This is a genomic window from Brevundimonas sp. FV1ps31S (assembly GCF_058681265.1).
This window is the reverse complement of record NZ_CM178735.1, coordinates 1439019-1458945: the sequence shown is the minus strand read 5'-3', so window position 1 is coordinate 1458945 and position 19927 is coordinate 1439019. Positions and strand designations below refer to the sequence as shown.

The following is a 19927-nucleotide window of genomic DNA, read 5'->3' as shown; positions in this document are numbered from 1 at the left end:
CGTCGATCACGCAGGGCTGAAAAGGATTTGCGGCCAGGCTTTCACCTGGCCGCGGATCGGAAAATCACAGCGCCGAGTCGAGCACGCCCTTCATCCAGCGCGGGTGCTCCAGCACGCGGCCGCAACCGATGGCGACGCAGGACAGCGGATCGTCGGCGACCGAGACCGGCAGGCCGGTGTGGTCGCGGATTTCGATGTCCAAACCGCGCAGCAGGGCGCCGCCGCCCGTCAGCATGATGCCCTTGTCGGCGATGTCGGCGGCCAGTTCCGGCGGGGTGGCTTCCAGCGCGACCTTCACGGCCTCGATGATCTGGGTCACCGGCTCGGCCAGGGCTTCGGCGGCCTGGCGTTCCGAGATGCGGACCTCGCGCGGCACGCCCTGCATCAGGTCGCGACCCTTGACCTCGATCGACAGGCCTTCGCCGTCGGCCGGGATACGGGCGGTGCCGATGTCTTTTTTGATGCGTTCGGCGGTCGTTTCGCCGATCAGCAGATTATGGTTGCGGCGCATATAGCTGATGATGCTGTCGTCCATCTTGTCGCCGCCGACGCGGACCGAACGCGAATAGACGATGCCCGACAGCGACAGAACGGCGACCTCGGTCGTGCCGCCGCCGATATCGACGACCATCGAGCCGGTCGGCTCGTGGATCGGCAGGCCGGCGCCGATCGCGGCGGCCATCGGCTCGTCGATCAGGCCCACGCGGCGGGCCGAGGCGTTCAGGCAGGAATCGTTGATGGCGCGACGCTCGACCGCCGTGGCGCCGGACGGCACGCAGACGATGATCTTCGGGTTCACGAAGCCCTTGCGGTTATGCACCTTGCGGATGAAGTGCTTGATCATCTCTTCGGCGACTTCGAAGTCGGCGATGACGCCGTCGCGCATCGGGCGGATGGCTTCCATATGGCCCGGGGTGCGGCCCAGCATCTGCTTGGCCTCGATGCCCACGGCATGGACGATCTTGCGTCCGCCGACATTGCGCAGGGCGACGACCGAAGGCTCGTTCAGGACGATGCCCTTGCCCTTCATGTAGATCAGGGTGTTGGCGGTGCCCAGGTCCATCGCGATGTCGTTGGAGATCGCGCCGAAAAGGGAAAAGCTCATGGGAATCGATACCGTTGTTCTTTGACCGAGGGCGTCAGTTTCGCAGTTGACCTGGCGACGCCCCGCCGCCCCGACATCCCCTTGCCGGACAGCTTCCTGATCGTCTTCGCCACGCCTACCGCTGGCTCGTGTGCCCGTATGAAACAGGGAATACAACCCCCTTCGCGTGACGGACCCCAGTTCACCCCCAGCCCTGTATAAGCTTGGCCCTTGGGGCCGTTCACGTTAGCGTCATGAGGGCGGCGAACGGCCTGTGAAACATGCTGCCGTCGCGTTTCTCACGATCAGTCCCCGCGGGCGACCTCGCGACGCCTGACCCATTCGCGAACGCCCAGCATCAGCCCGAGCCAGACCAGGGCCACCCCCGCCAGTATGGCCGAGGTCCAGACGCCGTCCCCGCTGACCGCCGTCATGAACGAGCCGCCGAAGAAGGCCACCAGGGCGGTTTTGGGAAGCACGCCCAAGGCGCACCCGGCCAGAAATCCGGGGAAGGACGCCCGGGCCGCCCCAAACGCCATATTGACGACGATAAAGGGGGCCGAGGGCACGTTGCGGATCATGAAACTGGCGTAGAAGGCGTTCTTGCCTACGAACCGGGTCAGCCGTCCCACAGTCTTGCCCCCGTGCCGCTCCAGCAGCCGCGCCGTCGGCCCGCGCCCCATCCAGTAGGTGACGGCAGCCGATCCGACCGTGGCGATCCAGCTGTACAGAAACCCGAACCAGGGCCCGAAGGCCACGACGCAGGCGGCGATCAGGATGAACTGCGGCGCTCCGAAGAAGGCCGCGACCGTGAACACGATCACCGCCGCCGGCAGTCCCCACGGCCCATGCCGGAACCCGCCCAGCCAGGCCTCAAGCCGCGCCTCAGCGTCCAGGCCCAATTGGCTCTTGCCCACGGCGAACAGGGCGACCATCGCGCCAAGCAACACGACGGTCGCCAGCACGGCGCGCCAGCGCCGCGCCTCCATATTGGACAGGAAATCGAGGATCCAGCGCATCAGACGGGCCGCTTATCACCGTGACCGGCGATTAGCGAGCCTCGGCGGATTGTCCCGAACGGCCTCCGCGCGTAAGGAACCTCGCCTTCCCCGGCACGAACCTTCCAAGATCGACGGGATACCCATGTCCAGCCTGCAATCTTCCGCCCTCGCCCGCGTCAAGCCTTCGGCCACCATCGCCGTGACCGCCCAGGCCCGGAAGCTCAAAGCGGAGGGCCGCGACGTGATCGGCCTCGGCGCCGGAGAGCCGGACTTCGACACCCCCGAAAATATCAAACAGGCCGCCATTGACGCGATCCATCGCGGCGAAACCAAATACACCGACGCCGACGGCATGCCCGAGCTGAAGAAGGCCATCGTGGCCAAGTTCGCGCGCGAGAACGGTCTGACCTACGACGTGTCGCAGATCCACGTCGCCCCCGGCGGCAAGCCGGTTATCTTCAACGCCCTGGTCGCCACCCTGAACCCCGGCGACGAGGTCATCGTGCCCGCCCCCTACTGGGTCTCCTACCCCGACATGGTGCTGCTGGCCGGCGGCGAGCCGGTCACCGTGGTCGGCGAGGAGAAGGACGGCTTCAAACTGCGCCCCGAGGTGCTGGAGGCCGCCATCACGCCCCGCACCAAGTGGCTGATCCTCAATAGCCCCTCCAACCCGACCGGCGCCGCCTACACCCAGGCCGAACTGCTGGCCCTGGCCGACGTCCTTCGCCGCCATCCCCACGTCTGGGTGCTGACCGACGACATGTACGAGCACCTCGTCTATGGCGACTTCGAATACACCACCATCGCCCAGGTCGCCCCGGACTTGATCGACCGCACCCTGACGGTCAACGGCGTATCCAAGGCCTATGCCATGACCGGCTGGCGCATTGGTTACGCGGGCGGCCCCAAGCCGCTCATTGACCTGATGCGCAAAGTGGCCAGCCAGACCACCTCCAACCCCACCAGCATAAGCCAGTGGGCGGCGGTCGAGGCCCTGAACGGAACCCAGGACTTCATCCCCGAGCGCAAGGCCGCCTTCGAAAAGCGCCGCGACCTGGTCGTCTCGATGCTGAACCAGGCGACCGGCATCACCTGCGCGACGCCCGAAGGCGCCTTCTACGTCTATCCGTCCATCGCCGGCCTGATCGGCAAGACGACGGAATCGGGCGTGGTCATCGACGGCGACAGCACCTTCGCAGCCGAACTGCTGAACGCCGAGGGCGTCGCCGTGGTCCAGGGCGAGGCCTTCGGCCTGTCGCCCTATTTCCGCATCAGCTACGCCACCTCTGACGCCGTGCTGGAAGAAGCCTGCACCCGCATCCAACGCTTCGCCGCCTCGCTGCGCTGAGGATTTCGGGCGGGGGTCCCGGCCTCCGCCCGCCACCCGATCAGGCTCAAAACACAGTCACCTTGGCCGGCGTCGCCGGATCGCGCGTGCCCGCCGCCGTCGCGACGCCATTCTTCACCAGGGCGATGCCGACCGATCCTTCACCGCCGGTCTTGGTCAGGGTGCAGCGGCCGTTGTCGCCGGGCAGTCGTCCATGGCGATCGCCTCGACCCTCCTGCGTCATGATGTTCATCCAGCGGTCCCGCTCATAGGGACTGATCCAGACCGTCACCGGCCGAAATCGGCAGACCAGGGTCCAGGACGCCCCCTGCGGCGCCGCGACCGACCACGGCAGGCCCTGATAGGCGTCCTTGCCCACATGGGTCTGGGCCTCGGCCAAGCCTGGCCCAAGCACCAGCATCGCCGCCAGCACGAAACTTCGCCTCATCACGCCCTCCCCCGTTTCCGGGAGAGGATGCAATGATCAGGGCCGGCTGGCCATGCCCAGTTTGATCGGCTTGGCGTCGTCGGCCAGGGCGCCGCGCTTGACGCCCCACAGCAGGATGATCGGCGCGCCGACATAGATGGACGAATAGGTGCCGATGATGATGCCGAACATCAGGGCGATCGAGAAGCCGAACAGGGCCTCGCCGCCGAAGATCGCCAGGGCCGCCAGCACCATGACGGCGGTCACGCCGGTGATGATGGTCCGCGACAGGGTCTCGTTCAGCGACAGGTCGATCACCTCGCCCAGCGGCATGGTCTTGTACTTGCGCAGGTTCTCGCGAAGACGGTCGAACACCACCACGGTGTCGTTCATCGAATAACCGATGACGGTCAGGATGGCGGCGACCATGTTCAGGCTGAACTCCAGCCGGAACAGCACGATCAGGCCGAACGTCAGCACCACGTCGTGCAGCAGGCCGATCACGGCGCCGAAGCCGAACTGCGGTTCGAACCGGAACCAGATGTAGAGGAACATCAGGCCGATGGCGACGCCCAGGGCCAGCAGGCCCGAGGTGAACAGCTCGCCCGAGACCTTGGAGCCGACGACGCTGACGCCCGAATACTGGACCTCGCCCACGGTCTGGCTGATTGCGGTCTCGACCTGGTTGACCACCTGGGTCTGATCGCGGCCTTCCGGCACCTGGAAGCGCAGGATGGCGGTCGAGCCGTCATCCACATTGCTGTCGCGGCGGGCGATGCCCTGCACCTGGACGTCGCCCAGGTTCAGGCTGTTGACCGCCTCACGCACGCGGTCCAGCTCGATAGCCTGACCGGCCGGCTTGGACACCTCCATCGAGGCGCCGCCCCGGAAGTCGATGCCCATGTTCAGGCCGGGAACGAAGCACGCCACGATCGAGGCGACGCACAGAACCACCGACAGCACCGCGGCGAACCGGGCGTATTTGACGAAATGGAAATTCGTCTTCTGCGGCAGCAGTTTGATGAAGGGCCATCCACGCATCGCCATCACTCCGCGATCGGCAGTTTTTTGGGCTTGGCGGTCTTGAGCCAGTAGGCCAGCAGCACCTGGGCCACCAGAACCGACGAGAACACCGAGGTGAAGACGCCGATGCTCAGCGTCCAGGCGAAGCCGCGCACCGGACCGGCGCCGAAGACGAACATGATCGCCGCCGCCACCAGGGTGGTGACGTTTGCGTCCAGGATCGTGCCCCAGGCCTTGGAGAAGCCGGCGTCCATGCTGGCGATCACACTGCGGCCCGACCGGGCCTCGTCGCGCATCCGCTCATAGATCAGCACGTTCGCATCCACGGCCACGGCGAAGGTCAGGATCAGACCGGCGATGCCCGGCAGGGTCAGGGTCGCCTGGGTCAGCGACATGGCCGCCACGATCAGCACCCCGTTCAGGATCAGCCCCAGCACCGACACGCCCCCGAAGAGGAAGCCGTAGGCCAGGATCATGAAGACCACGATGATGGCGAATCCGACGGCGGTCGAAAGCGCGCCCGCCGCCACGGCGTCCGCGCCCAGTTCGGCCGTCACCGTCCGGCGTTCCTCGACGTTCAGCGGCGCCGGAAGGGCGCCGCCGTTCAGCAGGTTGACCAGGGTGGCGGCTTCCTGGATCGAGAAGCTGCCGGTGATCTGGCCCGACCCGGTCGTGATCGCGCTCTGGATGGTCGGGGCCGAAATCACCTTGCCGTCCAGGATGATGGCGAAGGGCTTGCCCAGATTGGACGCCGTAGCCTCACCGAACCGGCGGGCTCCGGCGCCATCGAAGCGGAAGTCGATGGCCGGCCGGCCGCTCTGGTCCGCCCCAACGCCGGCCCGGGTCAGGTTCTCGCCCGAGACCAGAACCCGCTTCTTGACCAGATAGGGCGTGCCCTGCTCGTCCATCAGCAGTTCGGCGTCCGGCGGCACGCGGCCGGCCATGGCCTCGGTCACCGAATTCTCGCTGTCCACCATCTGGAAGGTCAATTGGGCCGTCTGGCCGATGACTTCTTCCAGCTTGCGCGGATCGCTCTCGCCCGGCGCCTGGACCACGATCCGGTCGGCGCCCTGGCGGGTGATGGAGGGCTCGCGCGTGCCCAGGCTGTCTATCCGGCGGCGCACCACCTCGATCGACTGGTCCACGGCCGTCGATCCCATGCCGGCCAGGGCCGTGTCGGTATAGGCGAAGCGGATGCGGTCGCCGCCCACGCGGCTCGCGGTCCGTTCGACCTGGCCCGACGGTCCCGCCGCCCCGGCCAGCTGGCGCAGGGCCTCGAAGGCCGCCGTCTGTTGCCCCGGATTGGCCAGGGTCACGATCACCCCGCCGGCTTCACGCTGGAAGCCGTTGGTGGCGATCCCCTCGCCGTTCAGCGTGACCCGCACATCCTCGATCAGATTGGTGATGCGCTTCTCGCGCATCGCCGCCACATCGACCTCCAGCAGCAGGTACGACCCGCCCTGCAGGTCCAGCCCCAGGTTCAGGGCGTTCTTCGGCAGCCAGCCGGGCATGGCCTCCCGCTGAGCCGGGCTCAGCAGATTGGGGAAGGCCAGCAGGCAGCCCAGGATCGCCGAAACGACGACGAGAATGACTTTCCAGCGCGACAGCTGAATCATGAGGACAGTCCAGGTTCAGCGATACGCTTGGGTCTCAGGCCTTGGAATCGTTGGCGGCGATGGCGGTGCGGTTGCGCACCTCGGCGATCATCGTCTTGACCACGCGCACGTTCACGCTGGGCGCGATCTCGACATTGACCTCGCCCTCTTCGACGCGGGTCACCTTGCCGATGGTGCCGCTGGACAGCACGACCGTGTCGCCGCGCTTCACGGCGGCGATGGCGGCCGCATGTTCCTTGGCGCGCTTCTGCTGCGGACGGATCAGCAGGAAGTAGAACAGGATGAAGATGGCGACGATCGGCAGGAACTGCATGATCACGGCCATCATGCCGCCGTCAGCTGGGGCGCCCATAGGGTCTCTCCGAACACAAGGGGGGCGGCCCTCGTCGGCGCCCCATTAAAACGAGGCGCGGAACCTAGGGCCGCGCTTCGCGGATTGCAACGCGACTAAAACGATCAGCGCGGCAATACGGTCAGGGGATCGACCGCGATGGGGTCGTCGCCCCGCATCTGGCGGGTCTCGAAATGGATCGAGGGGCGTCCGTCGCCGGCGGTCAGGCCGACCGTGCCGATCTGCTGGCCCGCCCGCACGCTGTCGCCGTCCTTGACCGTCGCCGAGCCCAGATGGCCGTAGACCGTGCGCCAACCGCCGTTGTGGACGATCAGCACCGTCAGCCCCTGCCCCACCAGGTCGTCGCCGACATAGGCGACCAGGCCGCCGGCCGCCGCCACGACCGACGCACCGGCCGAAGCCCCGATGTTGATTCCATTGTTGCGCTCGCCCATGCCGACGGGGCCGAAGCGGCGCAGGATATCGCCGCGCACCGGCCATTGCAGGGCGATGGGTCCGCCCGCGAGGGGCGTCGTCGACGGGGCGGCGCTGACCGGCGGACGGGGGGCGGGCTCCACCGGCCGGGTCTGAGCCGGCAGGGCCGGATTGCCCGAGGGCGGCGGCGGCGGCGGCGGGACGACCCCGGTGTTCGGCACCAGAACCCCGGCCGGCGACGGGCCGGTGGCGTAGGGATCGCGCCCCGTATCGACGGCGGCGTCGGGCAGGATGATCCGCTGCCCCGTGGTGATCGCCCCCCGCGGCCCCAGGCCGTTCAGGTCGATCAGGGTCTGGACCGGCGTCTGGAACCGGCGGCCGACGCCCGAGATGGTGTCGCCCGGCTGAATCTCGTAGGCGGCGCCCGGCGTGACCAAGGCGGACGACGAAGACGGGACGGGCGTGGTCGGAGAAGCCGGCTGGGCCGGGGCGGCCGAAACCGGCGGCGGCAGGGCGCCGCCCTCCACCGAGCCGACCGGCGCCGTCACCGGCGGCGGCTGATCGACCGGTGCCTGGACCGGCTGGCCATAGGGCCCCTGCTGGGCCGGCGGATAGGCGCCCTGCCCGGCCGGCGTCGGTCGGGTCGAATATCGCGGCTCGGACGGATAGGTCATACAGGCCGCCGCGCTGAGCGACGCCCCCGCGATCACCACCGCTCTCATCCAGCCCGAAATCACCGCCACCGGCCGCTCCTCACATGGTTAAATCCGCTCGCCCGGTTTGCCCGCTCGCGTCCCATAAGCCAACCCCGCAATAGGGGTTCGGCTTAGAAACACACCGGTCCGGTGCCGTGACGGAGGGGGCGCCGCGTCGCCCTAACCTGCCCAGGCGGGCTTGCGCTTTTCGAGGAAGGCGAGGACGCCTTCGCGGCCTTCGGAGGAGACGCGGGCGCGGGCGATGCGTTTGGCGGTGTCGTCCAGGAGACCGCCGTCGATCTTGTGCAAGGCGATGTCGTTGACCAGCCGCTTGGCCTCGCCCATGGCGCCGGGAGCGTTGCCGACCAAGCTGTCGGTCAGCATGGCGATGAATTCCTCGACCGAGCCTTCAGGCAGGACCAGGTCGATCAGGCCGGCGTGGGCGGCGTAGTCGGCGTCGAAACTGTTGCCGGTCAGGAACAGCTGGCGGGCGCGGCGGGCGCCGACAGCCTCGATCACATAGGGGGCGATGGTCGCCGGGATCAGGCCCAGCTTGACCTCGGAGAAGGCGAAACGCGCGCCCTCGACCGCCACGGCCATGTCGCAGGCGGCGACTATGCCGGCCCCGCCGCCCATGGCCGCGCCCTCGACGATGGCGCAGGTCAGGGCGGGCACGTCGTGCAGTGCCTTCAGCATCTTCGCCAGACCCAGGGCGTCGTCGCGGTTGTCGGCCTCGGACCAGCCGGCGGCGTCGCGCATCCAGTTCAGATCGGCCCCGGCGCTGAAGGTGCCGCCCGCGCCGCGGATAAAGACCGCGCGGACATGGTCGGCGCCGTGCAGGGTCTCGAAAGCCTCGTGCAGGGCGGCGATGGTGGCGGCGTCGAAGGCGTTCTTCTTCTCGGGCCGATTGATGGTGACGAAGACGACGCCGTCGGTGGTGGACCGGATCTGGACCAGGTCGTCATTGGCGTCCGGCGCGGCGTCGGCCAGCAGCGGATGGGCGATGCGGTTGATCTCGGCTTCTTCGGCGTCGGTGACGTCCAAGGCGTTGAGGTCGGCTTCGGTGGGTTGATCGGCCATGGTCGTCTCCAAACTGAGGGTCCGCTTTCCAACGAGGGGCGGAGGAATAGGTTACATCCGGAACAGGCCGAAGGTCGTGTCCGGGATCGGCGCGTTCAGGCTGGCGGAAATGGCCAGGCCCAGGACGTCGCGGGTCTGGGCCGGGTCGATGACGCCGTCGTCCCACAGGCGGGCGGTGGCGTAATAGGGATTGCCCTCGTCCTCGTACTTCTGACGGATCGGGGCCTTGAAGGCCTCGGCGTCTTCCGCGCTCCAGGTCTCGGCGTCGCGGTGGACGGTGGCCAGGACCGAAGCCGCCTGTTCCCCGCCCATGACGCCGATCCGGCTGTTCGGCCAGGTGAAGAGGAAGCGCGGCGAATAGGCGCGACCGCACATGCCGTAGTTTCCGGCCCCGAAACTGCCGCCGATCAGGACAGTGAATTTAGGCACCTCAGCTGAAGCGACGGCGGTGACCAGCTTGGCGCCGTCCTTGGCGATGCCGCCGGCCTCGTACTTGCCGCCGACCATGAAGCCCGAGATGTTCTGCAGGAACAGCAGCGGAATCTTGCGCTTGCAGGCCAGTTCGATGAAGTGGGCGCCCTTCTGGGCGCTCTCGGAAAAGATGACGCCGTTGTTGGCCAGGATGGCGACCGGATAGCCCCAGATGCGGGCGAAGCCGCACACCAGGGTCGAGCCGTACAGGGTCTTGAACTCGTCGAATTCGGAGCCGTCCACCAGGCGGGCGATGACCTCGCGCACATCATAGGGGGCGCGGACGTCGTCAGGGATAAGGCCGTACAGCTCTTCGGCGGCGAAGGCCGGCGCGCGGGGTTCGCGCACATCCATGTCCACGGACTTGGTCGTGTTCAGATTGGCGACGATAGAGCGGACGATCTCGAGCGCATGCTCATCGTTCTCGGCCACATGATCGACCACGCCCGAGCGGCGGCCGTGGGTCTCGGCGCCGCCCAGTTCTTCGGCCGAGATGACCTCGCCGGTGGCAGCCTTCACCAGAGGCGGGCCGGCCAGGAAGATGGCGCCCTGGTTGCGCACGATGATCGTCTCGTCCGACATGGCCGGCACATAGGCGCCGCCGGCGGTGGACAGGCCCATGACACAGGCGATCTGGGCGACGCCCTTGGCGCTCATCCGGGCCTGGTTGAAGAAGATGCGGCCGAAATGGTCGCGGTCGGGGAAGACCTCGGCCTGGTGCGGCAGGTTGGCGCCGCCGGAATCGACCAGATAGACGCACGGCAGGCGGTTCTGCTCGGCGATCTCCTGAGCGCGAAGGTGTTTCTTCACCGTCATCGGGAAATAGGCCCCGCCCTTCACTGTCGGGTCGTTGGCGACGATCATGACCTCGCGACCCGAAACGCGGCCGATCCCCGCGATCACGCCGGCGGCCGGGGCCTCGCCGTCATACATGCCGTGGGCGGCCAGCTGGCCGATCTCAAGAAAGGGCGAACCAGGGTCCAGCAGCCGTTCGACCCGGTCGCGGGGCAGCAGCTTGCCGCGGGCCACATGGCGTTCACGCGACTTGTCGGATCCGCCGCGCGCGGCCTTGGCCACGTGGTCGCGAAGTTCGGCGACCAGGGCGCTGTTGTGCGCGTGCAGGGACTTGTATCTGGGGCTCTGCGGATCGACCGCTGACGTCAGCTTCGGCATGGGGGTGGTTTAGGCGGGGTCGCGGGGCGTCACAAGGAATTCTCCCTCCCCTTCATGGGGAGGGACGATCGCGCAGCGATCCGGGTGGGGCCGTGAGGGCAGCGGAGACGCTGCAGACTTCCCCACCCCGGCTCCGCTGCGCTTCGCCGCCCCTCCCCATGAAGGGGAGGGAGAAGCCATCCTTGCCTCCCCGCCCCTTTTCCCCTATAGGCCCCGCCTTTCCAGGGCTTCGGTCCTGTCGTGGAACACCAAAGGGTTGGACGTTCGGTCCGGCCGCCGCGCCAGGAGCCATCGTGGGGATCGACTTAACCCGGTCGTTTCCACGCCGACGCCCACAAGGGAGACTACCGCATGGCTCTTTACGAGCACACGGTCATGACGCGCCAGGATATCTCGGCGCAGCAGGCCGAAGCGCTGAACGACACCATCAAGGACCTGATCGTGCAAGGTGGCGGTTCCGTCGCCAAGATCGAGTACTGGGGTCTGCGCAACCTGACGTACCGCGTGAAGAAGAACCGCAAGGCTCACTATTCGCTGCTGGCCGTCGACGCCCCGCCGGCCGCCATGGCCGAAGTCGAGCGCCAGCTGGGCATCAACGAAGACGTGCTGCGTTGGCTGACCGTCCGCGTCGAGGAACTCGACCTGGAACTGTCGCCGCTGCTGGCCCGCCGCGAGCGTGAGCGCGAGCGTGAGCGCGAGCGCACCCCGCGCGACGACGCCGCCGCCGACGCCGAATAAGGAACCCGGAACATGACCGATACTACTGCCCCGACCCCGGGCGCACCGGCGGGCTCCGGCGCCGCCGGCCGCCGCCCCTTCTATCGTCGCCGCAAGGTCTGCCCGTTCTCGGGCGCCAATGCGCCGAAGATCGACTACAAGGACGTGAAGCTGCTGCAGCGTTACGTCTCCGAACGCGGCAAGATCGTGCCCTCGCGCATCACCGCCGTCTCCCAGAAGAAGCAACGCGAACTGGCCAAGGCCATCAAGCGCGCTCGCTATCTGGCCCTCCTGCCTTACGTGGTGAAGTGAGATGAAGGTCGTTCTGCTTGAACGCGTCGAGAACCTCGGCGCCATCGGCGACGTCGTGTCCGTCAAGGACGGCTTCGCCCGTAACTTCCTTCTGCCGCGCGACAAGGCCCGTCGGGCCACCGCCGCCAACCTGAAGGCGTTCGAACTCGACCGCGTCGCCATCGAGCAACGCAACGAGAAGAACAAGGCTGATGCACAGAAGGTCGCCGACAAGATCGACGGCCAGACCTACATCATGATCCGTCAGGCCGGTGAAACCGGTCACCTGTACGGTTCGGTCGCCGGCCGCGACGTCGCCGAGGCCATCCAGGCCGAAGGCGGCAAGGTCGAGCGTTCGCAAATCGTCCTGAACACGGCGATCAAGAACCTGGGCGTCCACGAAGTGCCGGTTCGCCTGCACGCCGAGGTCCGCGCATCGGTCAAGATCAACATCGCCCGTTCGATGGATGAAGCCGAGCGTCAAGCCAAGGGCGAGGACGTGATCCGCAGCCAGTTCGACGATGAGCGCCAGGCCGCCGAGCAATCGGCCCAGGAACTGATCGAAGGCGGCGCCGGTCAACAAGAAGGCTTCGGCGACGAAGCCTGATCCGACGTATCGCCGAGACATCAGGGGCGCGTTCCGCAAGGGGCGCGCCCTTTTTGCTGGGTCCGCCTGGCGAGCGAAGATTACCAAAGCTTCAGGACCCGCCCCGTTTCGCGCCCCCGTTGCGCCACATATCGCCGCTCAATCTGGCGGTTCACGTTTGGAGGGGACAATGAAGGCCAAAATAACCGCGGGCGTCCTGGCCCTTTCACTCGTCGCCGGGGCCGCCCGGGCCATGACCGTCCAGGAATTCCTGACCACCGCCAACGGCATTCCGCGCAACCCCACCGCCCTGCTGCGGTCCGACACCCGTCGGCTGATGGGGGAGTTCCGCGGCGCGGTGCAGACCGTGCGCACGGAGCAGACTGCGGCGACGGCTGCGGGACGACGCCCCGCCACCTGTATGCCGGACAAGGTCAGCCTGTCGGCCGACGACATTCTGGCACGGTTCAACGCCATTCCCGCCGAGCGGCGCAGCATCAGCACGACCCAGGCCGTGCGTGAGTGGATGGCGCAGAAGTATCCTTGTCCGGCGTGACCCGAGGCGGGATGACGCGGACGTCGGCGCTTCGGTCAGCGGCTATATTCATCACCGGCGCCCTGCTGATTGTGGGCGGTCTGATCGGACTCGATTTGCTGTCGGGGTCGGGCGAAATCGACACCTCACACACCTCGAAAGGACCTCATCCCGCCGCCCTGTTCGCACTGGGCCTAGCCGTCATGACGGCCGAAGCTGCGCTGTTCACCCTCCTGCCGATCGAACTGTCGCGGCGGTTCCTGAAACGGGCCTGGCCCGGCGTCGCGGGGGGTTTCGCCGGCTATGTCATCGCGATCCACTGGGACAACGGCTGGCTGGGACTGGTGGTCTCAACCTGGGTCTGGAGCATCGTGACCGGCGCCTATCTTCTGGATCGGCCGGTCTCGCGGCGCCGTGCGGCCTGTCAGGCGATCGCGCTGAAATGGGTCTTCTGGATATTCGCGATGGCGGGATTGACCGCCGGAGCCTGATCGCTGCGGTTGAGGAATTCCCGTTCACCCACAGGCCGGACGATCTGTCCACGGTCGTGGCGACGTCCCCGACTGACGCAGGCGCGTGTCAGGGATAAAGCGTTAAGACAATGAACGCCTTTGCCCCCATGCCCTTCTCGTCCTCGCCGATGGATTACAGCGGCGTCGCCTCGATGCCCCACAATCTGGAGGCGGAACAGGCCCTGCTGGGCGCCCTGATGTTCGACAACGGCGTGTTCGAACGGCTCAGCGACCGGCTACGCGGCCAGCATTTCTACGAGCCCTTCCACCAGCGGCTGTTCGAGGCGATCGAGGATCATATCCGCCAGGGCATGCTGGCTGAGCCGACGATCCTGATGGAACGGTTCAAGCAGGACCCCGCCTTCCAGGAGTTCGGCGGCCTGCGCTATTTCGCAGATCTGGTGGACCGGGCGCCGCCGGCGGCCAATGCGCCGGATTATGCGCGGGTGGTCTATGATACGGCCCTGAGGCGCGACCTGATCCGCATCGGCGGCGAGATCATCAAGGAGGCGCCCAACCCGGAGACGCCCGCCGACGAACAGATCGAACAGGCCGAGCAGACCCTGTATTCGCTCGCCGAGACCGGTAAGCCGTCGTCCGGTTTCGTCAGCTTTTCCGACGCCTTGTCCGGCGCTGTTCAGATGGCGGCTGAAGCCTATCAGCGCGAAGGCAAGCTGGCCGGCCTGGCGACCGGGCTCAATGATCTGGACCGGAAGCTGGGCGGGCTGCACCCCTCCGACCTTCTGATCCTCGCCGGCCGTCCGTCGATGGGCAAGACCGCGCTCGCCACCAACATGGCCTTCAACGTGGCCCGCGCCTATCAGTGGGAGCCGACGCCGGAGGGCCGCAAGACGGTCAACGGCGGGGTGGTGGCCTTCTATTCGCTGGAAATGAGCGCCGAACAGCTGGCCATGCGTATCCTGGCCGACGCCTCGGGCGTGTCCTCCGACAAGCTGCGCAAGGGCGAGATCGACGCCACCGACTTCGGCAAGCTGCGCGACGCGGCGGTCGAGATCGGCGAGAGCCCCCTCTACATCGACGCCACCGGCGGCCTGTCCATGTCCAAGCTGGCGGCGCGGGCGCGACGGCTGAAGCGGATGGAGCACGGGCTGGATCTGATCATCGTCGACTATCTGCAACTGGTGACGACCGGCGACAGCGGCGGGCAGAAGAACCGGGTGCAGGAGGTGTCCGAGATCACCGGCGGCCTGAAGGCCCTGGCCAAGGAGTTGTCGGTGCCGATCATCGCCCTGTCCCAGCTGTCGCGTCAGGTGGAACAGCGCGAAGACAAGCGGCCGCAACTGTCCGACCTGCGCGAATCCGGCTCGATCGAGCAGGACGCCGACTGCGTGATGTTCGTCTATCGCGAAAGCTATTACCTGGGCCGGGCCGAACCGCGCGAAGGCACCGAGGAACACCTGCAATGGCAGCAGGACATGGACCGGCTGCAAGGCCAGGCCGAGGTCGTGATCGGCAAGCAACGCCACGGCCCCATCGGCATCGTCAAACTGGCCTTCGACGCCGACACGGTCCGCTTCGGCAACCTGGCGCACGGGTACGAGGAAGTCAGCTACGAATAGCAGGCGGCGGTTGACCTCGACCGCGAACAGGCCCCTTGGGTGCGGATGGCCAGTGAAACCGTCTACATCCTCCAGACCTATGTGCAGGGGCGCGGCAAGGGGCTGAAAGCCGAGCCGCAGGTGGGCTGCAAGGACGCCGAGGAGGCGCGGCGCAAGGCCGAGCGCATGGCGCCCCTGCGGCTGGGCGTGGTGGCCTTTTCTGTGTCTGCGGACACCGAGATGGGCGACTACGACGAAGAACCAACCATCATCTTCAAGTCCGGACGCCTGCCCCCGCCGTTCAGCGACGAGGATTGAGCGGGCCAGACTTTCCCATCGGGCTCTTCCATCGTCGGGAAGTTGCGCCATAAGGGCCGCCATGCCCTCCCCCGCGCTACTGTCCGTCGATCTGAACGCCCTGGCCCGCAATTTCCACACGCTGGAAGCCGTGACGGGCGTGCCGGTGCATCCGGTGGTCAAGGCGGACGCCTATGGGCTGGGCGCCGAGCCCTGTGCGACCCGGCTGATGGCCGAGGGGGCGCGGACCTTCTTCGTGGCGCGGGCCGACGAGGGCGTGACGCTTCGGGCGGCGCTGGGGGATGCGCCGACCATCTATGTGCTGGACGGCTGCCACGACGGCGCGGCGGGCGTGCTGAAGGCGGCCGACCTGCGTCCGGTGCTGAACCAGCCGAGACAGAGGCAGGCCTGGGCCGAAGCCGGCGGCGGCGCCTGCGGAATACAGATCGACACCGGTCTAAACCGGCTGGGCTTTCGTCCCGAAGACGCGCCGGAGCCGTTCGAGGGCCTCGATCTGGTCATGAGCCACCTGGCCTGCGCCGACGAGCCGGACCAGCCGATGAACCGGCGCCAGCGCGACGCCTTTGCGGCGGCGGCGGCGCGGTATCCAGGCATGACGCGGTCGCTGGCCAATTCGGGCGGCTGTTTTCTGGGGCCCGACTACAGCTTCGACGCCGTACGACCTGGCGTCTGTCTTTACGGCGGCGGGCCGGAGGGGCGGTCGGACGACCGGATCGCCGCCGTAGCCACCCTGACAGCCGAGGTGCTGCAGGTCCGTGATGTGAGGCCGGATGAAAGCATCGGCTATTCCAGAGGCTTCGTCGCCGCGGGGCCCCTGCGGGCGGCTGTCGTAGCGGCGGGCTATGCCGACGGGGTGATGCGGGCGTACGGCCAGGACGGCGCGGCCTGGATCGCGGGCGACATCAGGCCGCTGCTGGGGCGGGTGTCGATGGACGTCTGCACTGTCGATGTGACCGGCCTGGAGGTCGCGGTCGGCGACCGGGTCGAACTGTTCGGCCCCAATCGGTCGCTGGATGAGGCGGCGGCGGCGGCGGGGACCATCAGCTATGAACTGCTGACGGCCGTCAGCGACCGGATTCCTCGCGCCTATATCGGCCGCTACGACCGAAGCTGACGTCGCGAGCGGCGATGGAGGGCGAAAGCGCGGGCGATCCCCCGCCGCCCCGCCCTCTGCCAAGCCCGCCTGTCTGCTAAGGAAGTCCATGGCCCGTGATTCCGTCCTCTATGTCTGTCAGTCCTGCGGCTCGGTCCACGGCAAGTGGTCGGGCCAGTGTTCGTCGTGCGGACAGTGGAACACCCTGACCGAAGAGAGCCGCTCGGCCCCGCCCGGCGCGATCAAGCCGTCGGCGGCGGCCTCGGCGCGCGGGCGCGGCCTGCAGTTCGAGACGCTTCAGTCCGACACGCCCGAACCGCCCCGCATCACGACGGGCGTGGCCGAGTTCGACCGGGTCTGCGGCGGCGGCGTTGTGCCGGGATCGGCCATCCTGCTGAGCGGCGATCCAGGGGTGGGCAAGTCCACCCTGCTGCTCGAGGTGGCGGCCAAGGCGGCCCTGAGGGGCGGGCGGATCGCCTATATCTCGGGCGAGGAGGCGGTCGAGCAGATCCGGGCGCGGGCCAAGCGGATGGGGCTGGAACAGGCGCCGGTCAATCTGGCGGCGGCGACGGCCCTGCGCGACATCCTGGGCACGCTGAAGCGCGAGCAGTTCGACATCGTCATCGTCGATTCGATCCAGACCCTGTGGTCCGACGTCCATGAGAGCGGACCCGGCTCCATCACCCAGGTCCGGGCCTGCGCCGGCGAGATGGTGCGGCTGGCCAAGACACAAGGGGTGGCGGTCGTCCTGGTCGGCCACGTCACCAAGGACGGCCAGGTGGCCGGGCCGCGCGTGGTCGAACACCTGGTCGACGCGGTCATGACCTTCGAGGGCGAGCGCGGCTATCCATTCCGCATCCTGCGCGCCGGCAAGAACCGGTTCGGCGCCACCGACGAGATCGGGGTGTTCGAAATGGGCGACAGCGGCCTGCGTGAAGTCGCCAATCCGTCGGCGCTGTTCCTGGGCGAAGGCAAGGACCGGGCGCCGGGCGCGGCGGTCTTCGCCGGGATCGAGGGATCGCGGCCGGTGCTGGTCGAGATCCAGGCCCTGGTGGCCCCGTCCGCCTATGGCACGCCGCGCCGGGCGGTGGTCGGCTGGGATTCCGGTCGCCTGGCCATGTTGCTGGCGGTGCTGGAGGCCCGGTGCGGCCTGGGGTTCGGGGACAAGGATGTCTATCTGAATGTCGCGGGGGGCCTGCGGATCAACGAGCCGGCGGCGGATCTGGCGGCGGCGGCGGCCCTGATCAGCTCGGCCCTGGACATGCCCCTGCCCCAGGGCTGCGTCGTCTTCGGCGAGATCGGATTGTCGGGCGAGGTGCGCAGCGTCGGCCGGGCCGAGGCGCGGCTGCGCGAAGCCCAGAAGCTGGGTTTCGAGCATCTGTTGTGCCCACCCCTGCCCCAGAGCGCGGGCAAAACCAAGGGGGTCAAGGTGACATCGGCGACGCGATTGACGGATGTGGTCGAACGAATCTCGCAAAACCGCTATTAGACGGACGCAACAGCTGCTGGACCTTTGAGTGACCGGTTACGACGTCTTCGCCATCGTGGTGATCCTGTTCTCCGCCGCGGCCGGCTGGGTGCGCGGCGGGGTGCGCGAGATCATCACCCTTCTCAGCGCCCTGCTAGCCGCCCTGTTGGCCCTGGTGACCCTGCCGTGGACGGCGCTCCTGGGGCGCGCCCTGGTCAATCCGGACTGGGCAGGAACCATACTGGCGGCGATGGTCGCCTTCTTCATCGTCTATTTCGGCATCCGTATCGCCGGATCCTTCCTGTCCAAACGGGCCCAGGCCCATCCGCAGCTGGGCGGGATCGACCGGGTCATCGGCGTCTTCGTCGGCGCGGGCCGGGCCCTGGTGCTGCTGGGCGCGATCCATCTGGTCATCGTCGCCGCAATGCCGGGCGAACGCACGCCGCGCTGGCTGAGCGAGGCGGCCCTGTACAAGGTCAGCGCCGTGGGCGCACGGGCGATCCAGTTCGTGCTGCCGGGCATAGGCCGGGGGGTCGATGCGATCACACCTGTCGTCGATTCATCCGTGCGCAAAGGGTTTTCGAACGACGAAGCCTTGCCCTCGACGCAATCCGAGACTAACTCGCCGCGCGAAGCCGCCCCTTAAGTTTCCCCCGGTCATCGGAGCCCCACGATGCGCCATCATATCGCCGATCCCGTCGTTCACCGCGAGCACTGGCGCGAGCCGGAGGATGACCAGCTCCGCCTGGAGTGTGGCGTCTGCGGCGTCTGGGGCGCCGACGAGGACGAAGGCTCGGCCGTCGTCGCCCTGGGCCTGCATGCCTTGCAGCACCGCGGCCAGGAAGCCTGTGGCATCGCCAGCGTCAAGGACGAGCGTTTTCACACCGAACGCCATCAGGGCCTGGTGGGCGAGGCCTTCGGCGGCGCCGACCTGATGACGCGGATGCCCGGCCGGGCGGCCGTGGGCCACACGCGGTATTCGACGGCGGGCGGGTCGTTCCTGCGCAATATCCAGCCGATGTTCGCCGACCTGGACCAGGGCGGCATCGCCATCGCCCACAACGGCAACCTGACCAATTTCAAATTCCTGCACAACCAACTGGTCAGCGAAGGCGCCATCTTCCAGTCGACGTCGGACTCGGAGGTCATCCTTCACCTGATCGCCCGGTCGCGTAAGGCCAAGATCGTCGACCGTTTCATTGACGCCCTGGCGCGGATCGAGGGCGGCTACGCCCTGGTCGCCCAGACCCGTCACAAGATGATCGGCGCCCGTGACCCGCTGGGCATCCGCCCGCTGGTGCTGGGCCAGGTCGGCGACGGGTGGGTCCTGGCGTCGGAGACCTGCGCCCTGGACATGATGGGCGCGACCTTCGTCCGCGACGTAGAGCACGGCGAGGTCGTGGTCATCGACGAGACCGGGGTGGAATCGATCAAACCCTTCCCCGCCCGCGCCGCCCGCCCCTGCCTGTTCGAATACGTCTATTTCTCGCGCCCGGATTCGGTCGTGAACGGCCGCTCCGTCTATGAAGTCCGCAAGGAAATGGGCCGGGGCCTGGCCCGCGAGCTGGGCGTCGAGGCCGACATCGTCGTGCCGGTGCCAGACTCGGGCGTGCCGGCGGCGCTGGGCTATGCTCAGGAGAGCGGCATCCCCTACGAGATGGGCATCATCCGCAGCCACTATCTGGGCCGCACCTTCATCCAGCCCAGCCAAGGCGCCCGGCAAAAGGGCGTGCGCATGAAGCACAGCCCCAACAAGTCGGCCCTGGAAGGCAAGCGGGTCGTGCTGATCGACGACTCCATCGTGCGCGGCACCACCTCGGTCAAACTGGTCCGCGCCGTCCGGGCGGCGGGCGCCAAGGAGGTCCACCTGCGTTCGGCTTCCCCGCAGATCCTGTTCCCGGACTTCTACGGCATCGACATGCCGGAACGGGCGCAGTTGCTGGCGGCGAACAAGACGCTGGAAGAGATGCGCGAGCTGCTCGAGGTCGATTCCCTCGGCTTCCTGTCGATCGACGGCCTGTACCGCGCCATGGGCGAGACGGGCCGCAACAACGCCGCGCCCCAGTTCACCGACCACTATTTCACCGGCGACTATCCGACCCGCCTGCTGGACCGAGAGATCGAGGAAGGCGGCCGGGAGTTTTCCGCACGGCAACTTTCGCTGCTGGTCAGCGCATGATATCGA

21 protein-coding genes are annotated in these 19927 nt (G+C 67.6%); 12 read left to right on the top strand and 9 right to left on the bottom strand.

Going from position 1 to position 19927, the window contains the following annotated elements; all coding sequences use genetic code 11:
- Positions 1-64: 64 nt before the first annotated feature.
- Both ACVPT3_RS06820 and ACVPT3_RS06815 read right to left on the bottom strand, forming a co-directional pair.
- Entirely contained in the window at positions 65-1105 is a 1041-nt protein-coding gene (locus ACVPT3_RS06820) for a rod shape-determining protein (protein ID WP_008260883.1), read from the bottom strand.
- A gap of 284 nt (positions 1106-1389) precedes the next feature.
- The gene (locus tag ACVPT3_RS06815) at positions 1390-2103 is read right to left on the bottom strand and encodes a TVP38/TMEM64 family protein (RefSeq protein ID WP_492043400.1); all 714 of its coding nucleotides are present in this window, start codon (positions 2101-2103) and stop codon (positions 1390-1392) included.
- Between the two features lie 124 nt (positions 2104-2227).
- Here ACVPT3_RS06815 and ACVPT3_RS06810 point away from each other — a divergent pair, with 124 nt between their 5' ends.
- Positions 2228-3433 (top strand): pyridoxal phosphate-dependent aminotransferase, encoded by a 1206-nt coding sequence (locus tag ACVPT3_RS06810; RefSeq protein WP_492043399.1) that lies wholly within the window; start codon positions 2228-2230, stop codon positions 3431-3433.
- 46 nt (positions 3434-3479) lie between these two features.
- Here ACVPT3_RS06810 and ACVPT3_RS06805 read toward each other — a convergent pair whose 3' ends face one another.
- From ACVPT3_RS06805 to ACVPT3_RS06775, 7 genes are all read right to left on the bottom strand, one after another.
- Positions 3480-3860: a hypothetical protein gene (locus ACVPT3_RS06805; protein WP_492043398.1), complete on the bottom strand. Its 381-nt coding sequence runs from the start codon at positions 3858-3860 to the stop codon at positions 3480-3482.
- A gap of 36 nt (positions 3861-3896) precedes the next feature.
- Positions 3897-4886 (bottom strand): protein translocase subunit SecF, encoded by a 990-nt coding sequence (gene secF / locus ACVPT3_RS06800; protein ID WP_492043397.1) that lies wholly within the window; start codon positions 4884-4886, stop codon positions 3897-3899.
- Complete coding sequence (gene secD, locus ACVPT3_RS06795) at positions 4886-6478, bottom strand: protein translocase subunit SecD (protein WP_492043396.1); 1593 nt, start codon at positions 6476-6478, stop codon at positions 4886-4888. The genes secF and secD overlap by 1 nt, the downstream gene beginning before the upstream one ends.
- Before the next feature lie 34 nt (positions 6479-6512).
- Complete coding sequence (gene yajC / locus ACVPT3_RS06790) at positions 6513-6830, bottom strand: preprotein translocase subunit YajC (protein ID WP_271166406.1); 318 nt, start codon at positions 6828-6830, stop codon at positions 6513-6515.
- Positions 6831-6934: 104 nt separating this feature from the next.
- Positions 6935-7987 (bottom strand): peptidoglycan DD-metalloendopeptidase family protein, encoded by a 1053-nt coding sequence (locus ACVPT3_RS06785; protein ID WP_492043395.1) that lies wholly within the window; start codon positions 7985-7987, stop codon positions 6935-6937.
- A 132-nt stretch (positions 7988-8119) separates the two neighbouring features.
- Positions 8120-9019 (bottom strand): enoyl-CoA hydratase-related protein, encoded by a 900-nt coding sequence (locus tag ACVPT3_RS06780; RefSeq protein ID WP_492043394.1) that lies wholly within the window; start codon positions 9017-9019, stop codon positions 8120-8122.
- 51 nt (positions 9020-9070) lie between these two features.
- A complete protein-coding gene (locus tag ACVPT3_RS06775) occupies positions 9071-10663 on the bottom strand; it encodes a carboxyl transferase domain-containing protein (protein ID WP_492043393.1) in 1593 nt (530 codons plus the stop codon).
- A 351-nt stretch (positions 10664-11014) separates the two neighbouring features.
- Between ACVPT3_RS06775 and rpsF the strand changes: the two genes are divergently transcribed.
- The 11 genes from rpsF to purF all read left to right on the top strand — a co-directional run bounded on the left by rpsF (position 11015) and on the right by purF (position 19921).
- Positions 11015-11401, top strand: a complete 387-nt coding sequence (rpsF, locus tag ACVPT3_RS06770; protein WP_040349448.1) for a 30S ribosomal protein S6 — start codon at positions 11015-11017, stop codon at positions 11399-11401.
- A 12-nt stretch (positions 11402-11413) separates the two neighbouring features.
- On the top strand, positions 11414-11692 hold the full coding sequence (gene rpsR / locus ACVPT3_RS06765) for a 30S ribosomal protein S18 (protein ID WP_008259463.1): 279 nt from the start codon (positions 11414-11416) through the stop codon (positions 11690-11692).
- Between the two features lies 1 nt (position 11693).
- Positions 11694-12278: a 50S ribosomal protein L9 gene (rplI, locus tag ACVPT3_RS06760; RefSeq protein ID WP_008261897.1), complete on the top strand. Its 585-nt coding sequence runs from the start codon at positions 11694-11696 to the stop codon at positions 12276-12278.
- Positions 12279-12447: 169 nt separating this feature from the next.
- Entirely contained in the window at positions 12448-12813 is a 366-nt protein-coding gene (locus ACVPT3_RS06755) for a hypothetical protein (protein WP_492043392.1), read from the top strand.
- 11 nt (positions 12814-12824) lie between these two features.
- Positions 12825-13283 carry a hypothetical protein gene (locus ACVPT3_RS06750; protein ID WP_492043391.1) on the top strand — a complete coding sequence of 153 codons (459 nt, stop codon included), beginning with the start codon at positions 12825-12827 and terminating at the stop codon, positions 13281-13283.
- A gap of 110 nt (positions 13284-13393) precedes the next feature.
- On the top strand, positions 13394-14884 hold the full coding sequence (locus ACVPT3_RS06745; RefSeq protein WP_492043390.1) for a replicative DNA helicase: 1491 nt from the start codon (positions 13394-13396) through the stop codon (positions 14882-14884).
- A gap of 45 nt (positions 14885-14929) precedes the next feature.
- Positions 14930-15181: a hypothetical protein gene (locus ACVPT3_RS06740; RefSeq protein WP_492043389.1), complete on the top strand. Its 252-nt coding sequence runs from the start codon at positions 14930-14932 to the stop codon at positions 15179-15181.
- A gap of 61 nt (positions 15182-15242) precedes the next feature.
- Entirely contained in the window at positions 15243-16295 is a 1053-nt protein-coding gene (gene alr / locus ACVPT3_RS06735) for an alanine racemase (protein WP_492043388.1), read from the top strand.
- 88 nt (positions 16296-16383) lie between these two features.
- Complete coding sequence (gene radA / locus ACVPT3_RS06730) at positions 16384-17763, top strand: DNA repair protein RadA (RefSeq protein WP_492043387.1); 1380 nt, start codon at positions 16384-16386, stop codon at positions 17761-17763.
- 28 nt (positions 17764-17791) lie between these two features.
- The gene (locus tag ACVPT3_RS06725) at positions 17792-18388 is read left to right on the top strand and encodes a CvpA family protein (RefSeq protein WP_492043386.1); all 597 of its coding nucleotides are present in this window, start codon (positions 17792-17794) and stop codon (positions 18386-18388) included.
- A 27-nt stretch (positions 18389-18415) separates the two neighbouring features.
- Entirely contained in the window at positions 18416-19921 is a 1506-nt protein-coding gene (purF, locus tag ACVPT3_RS06720; protein WP_492043385.1) for an amidophosphoribosyltransferase, read from the top strand.
- The last annotated feature ends 6 nt before the right edge of the window (positions 19922-19927 follow it).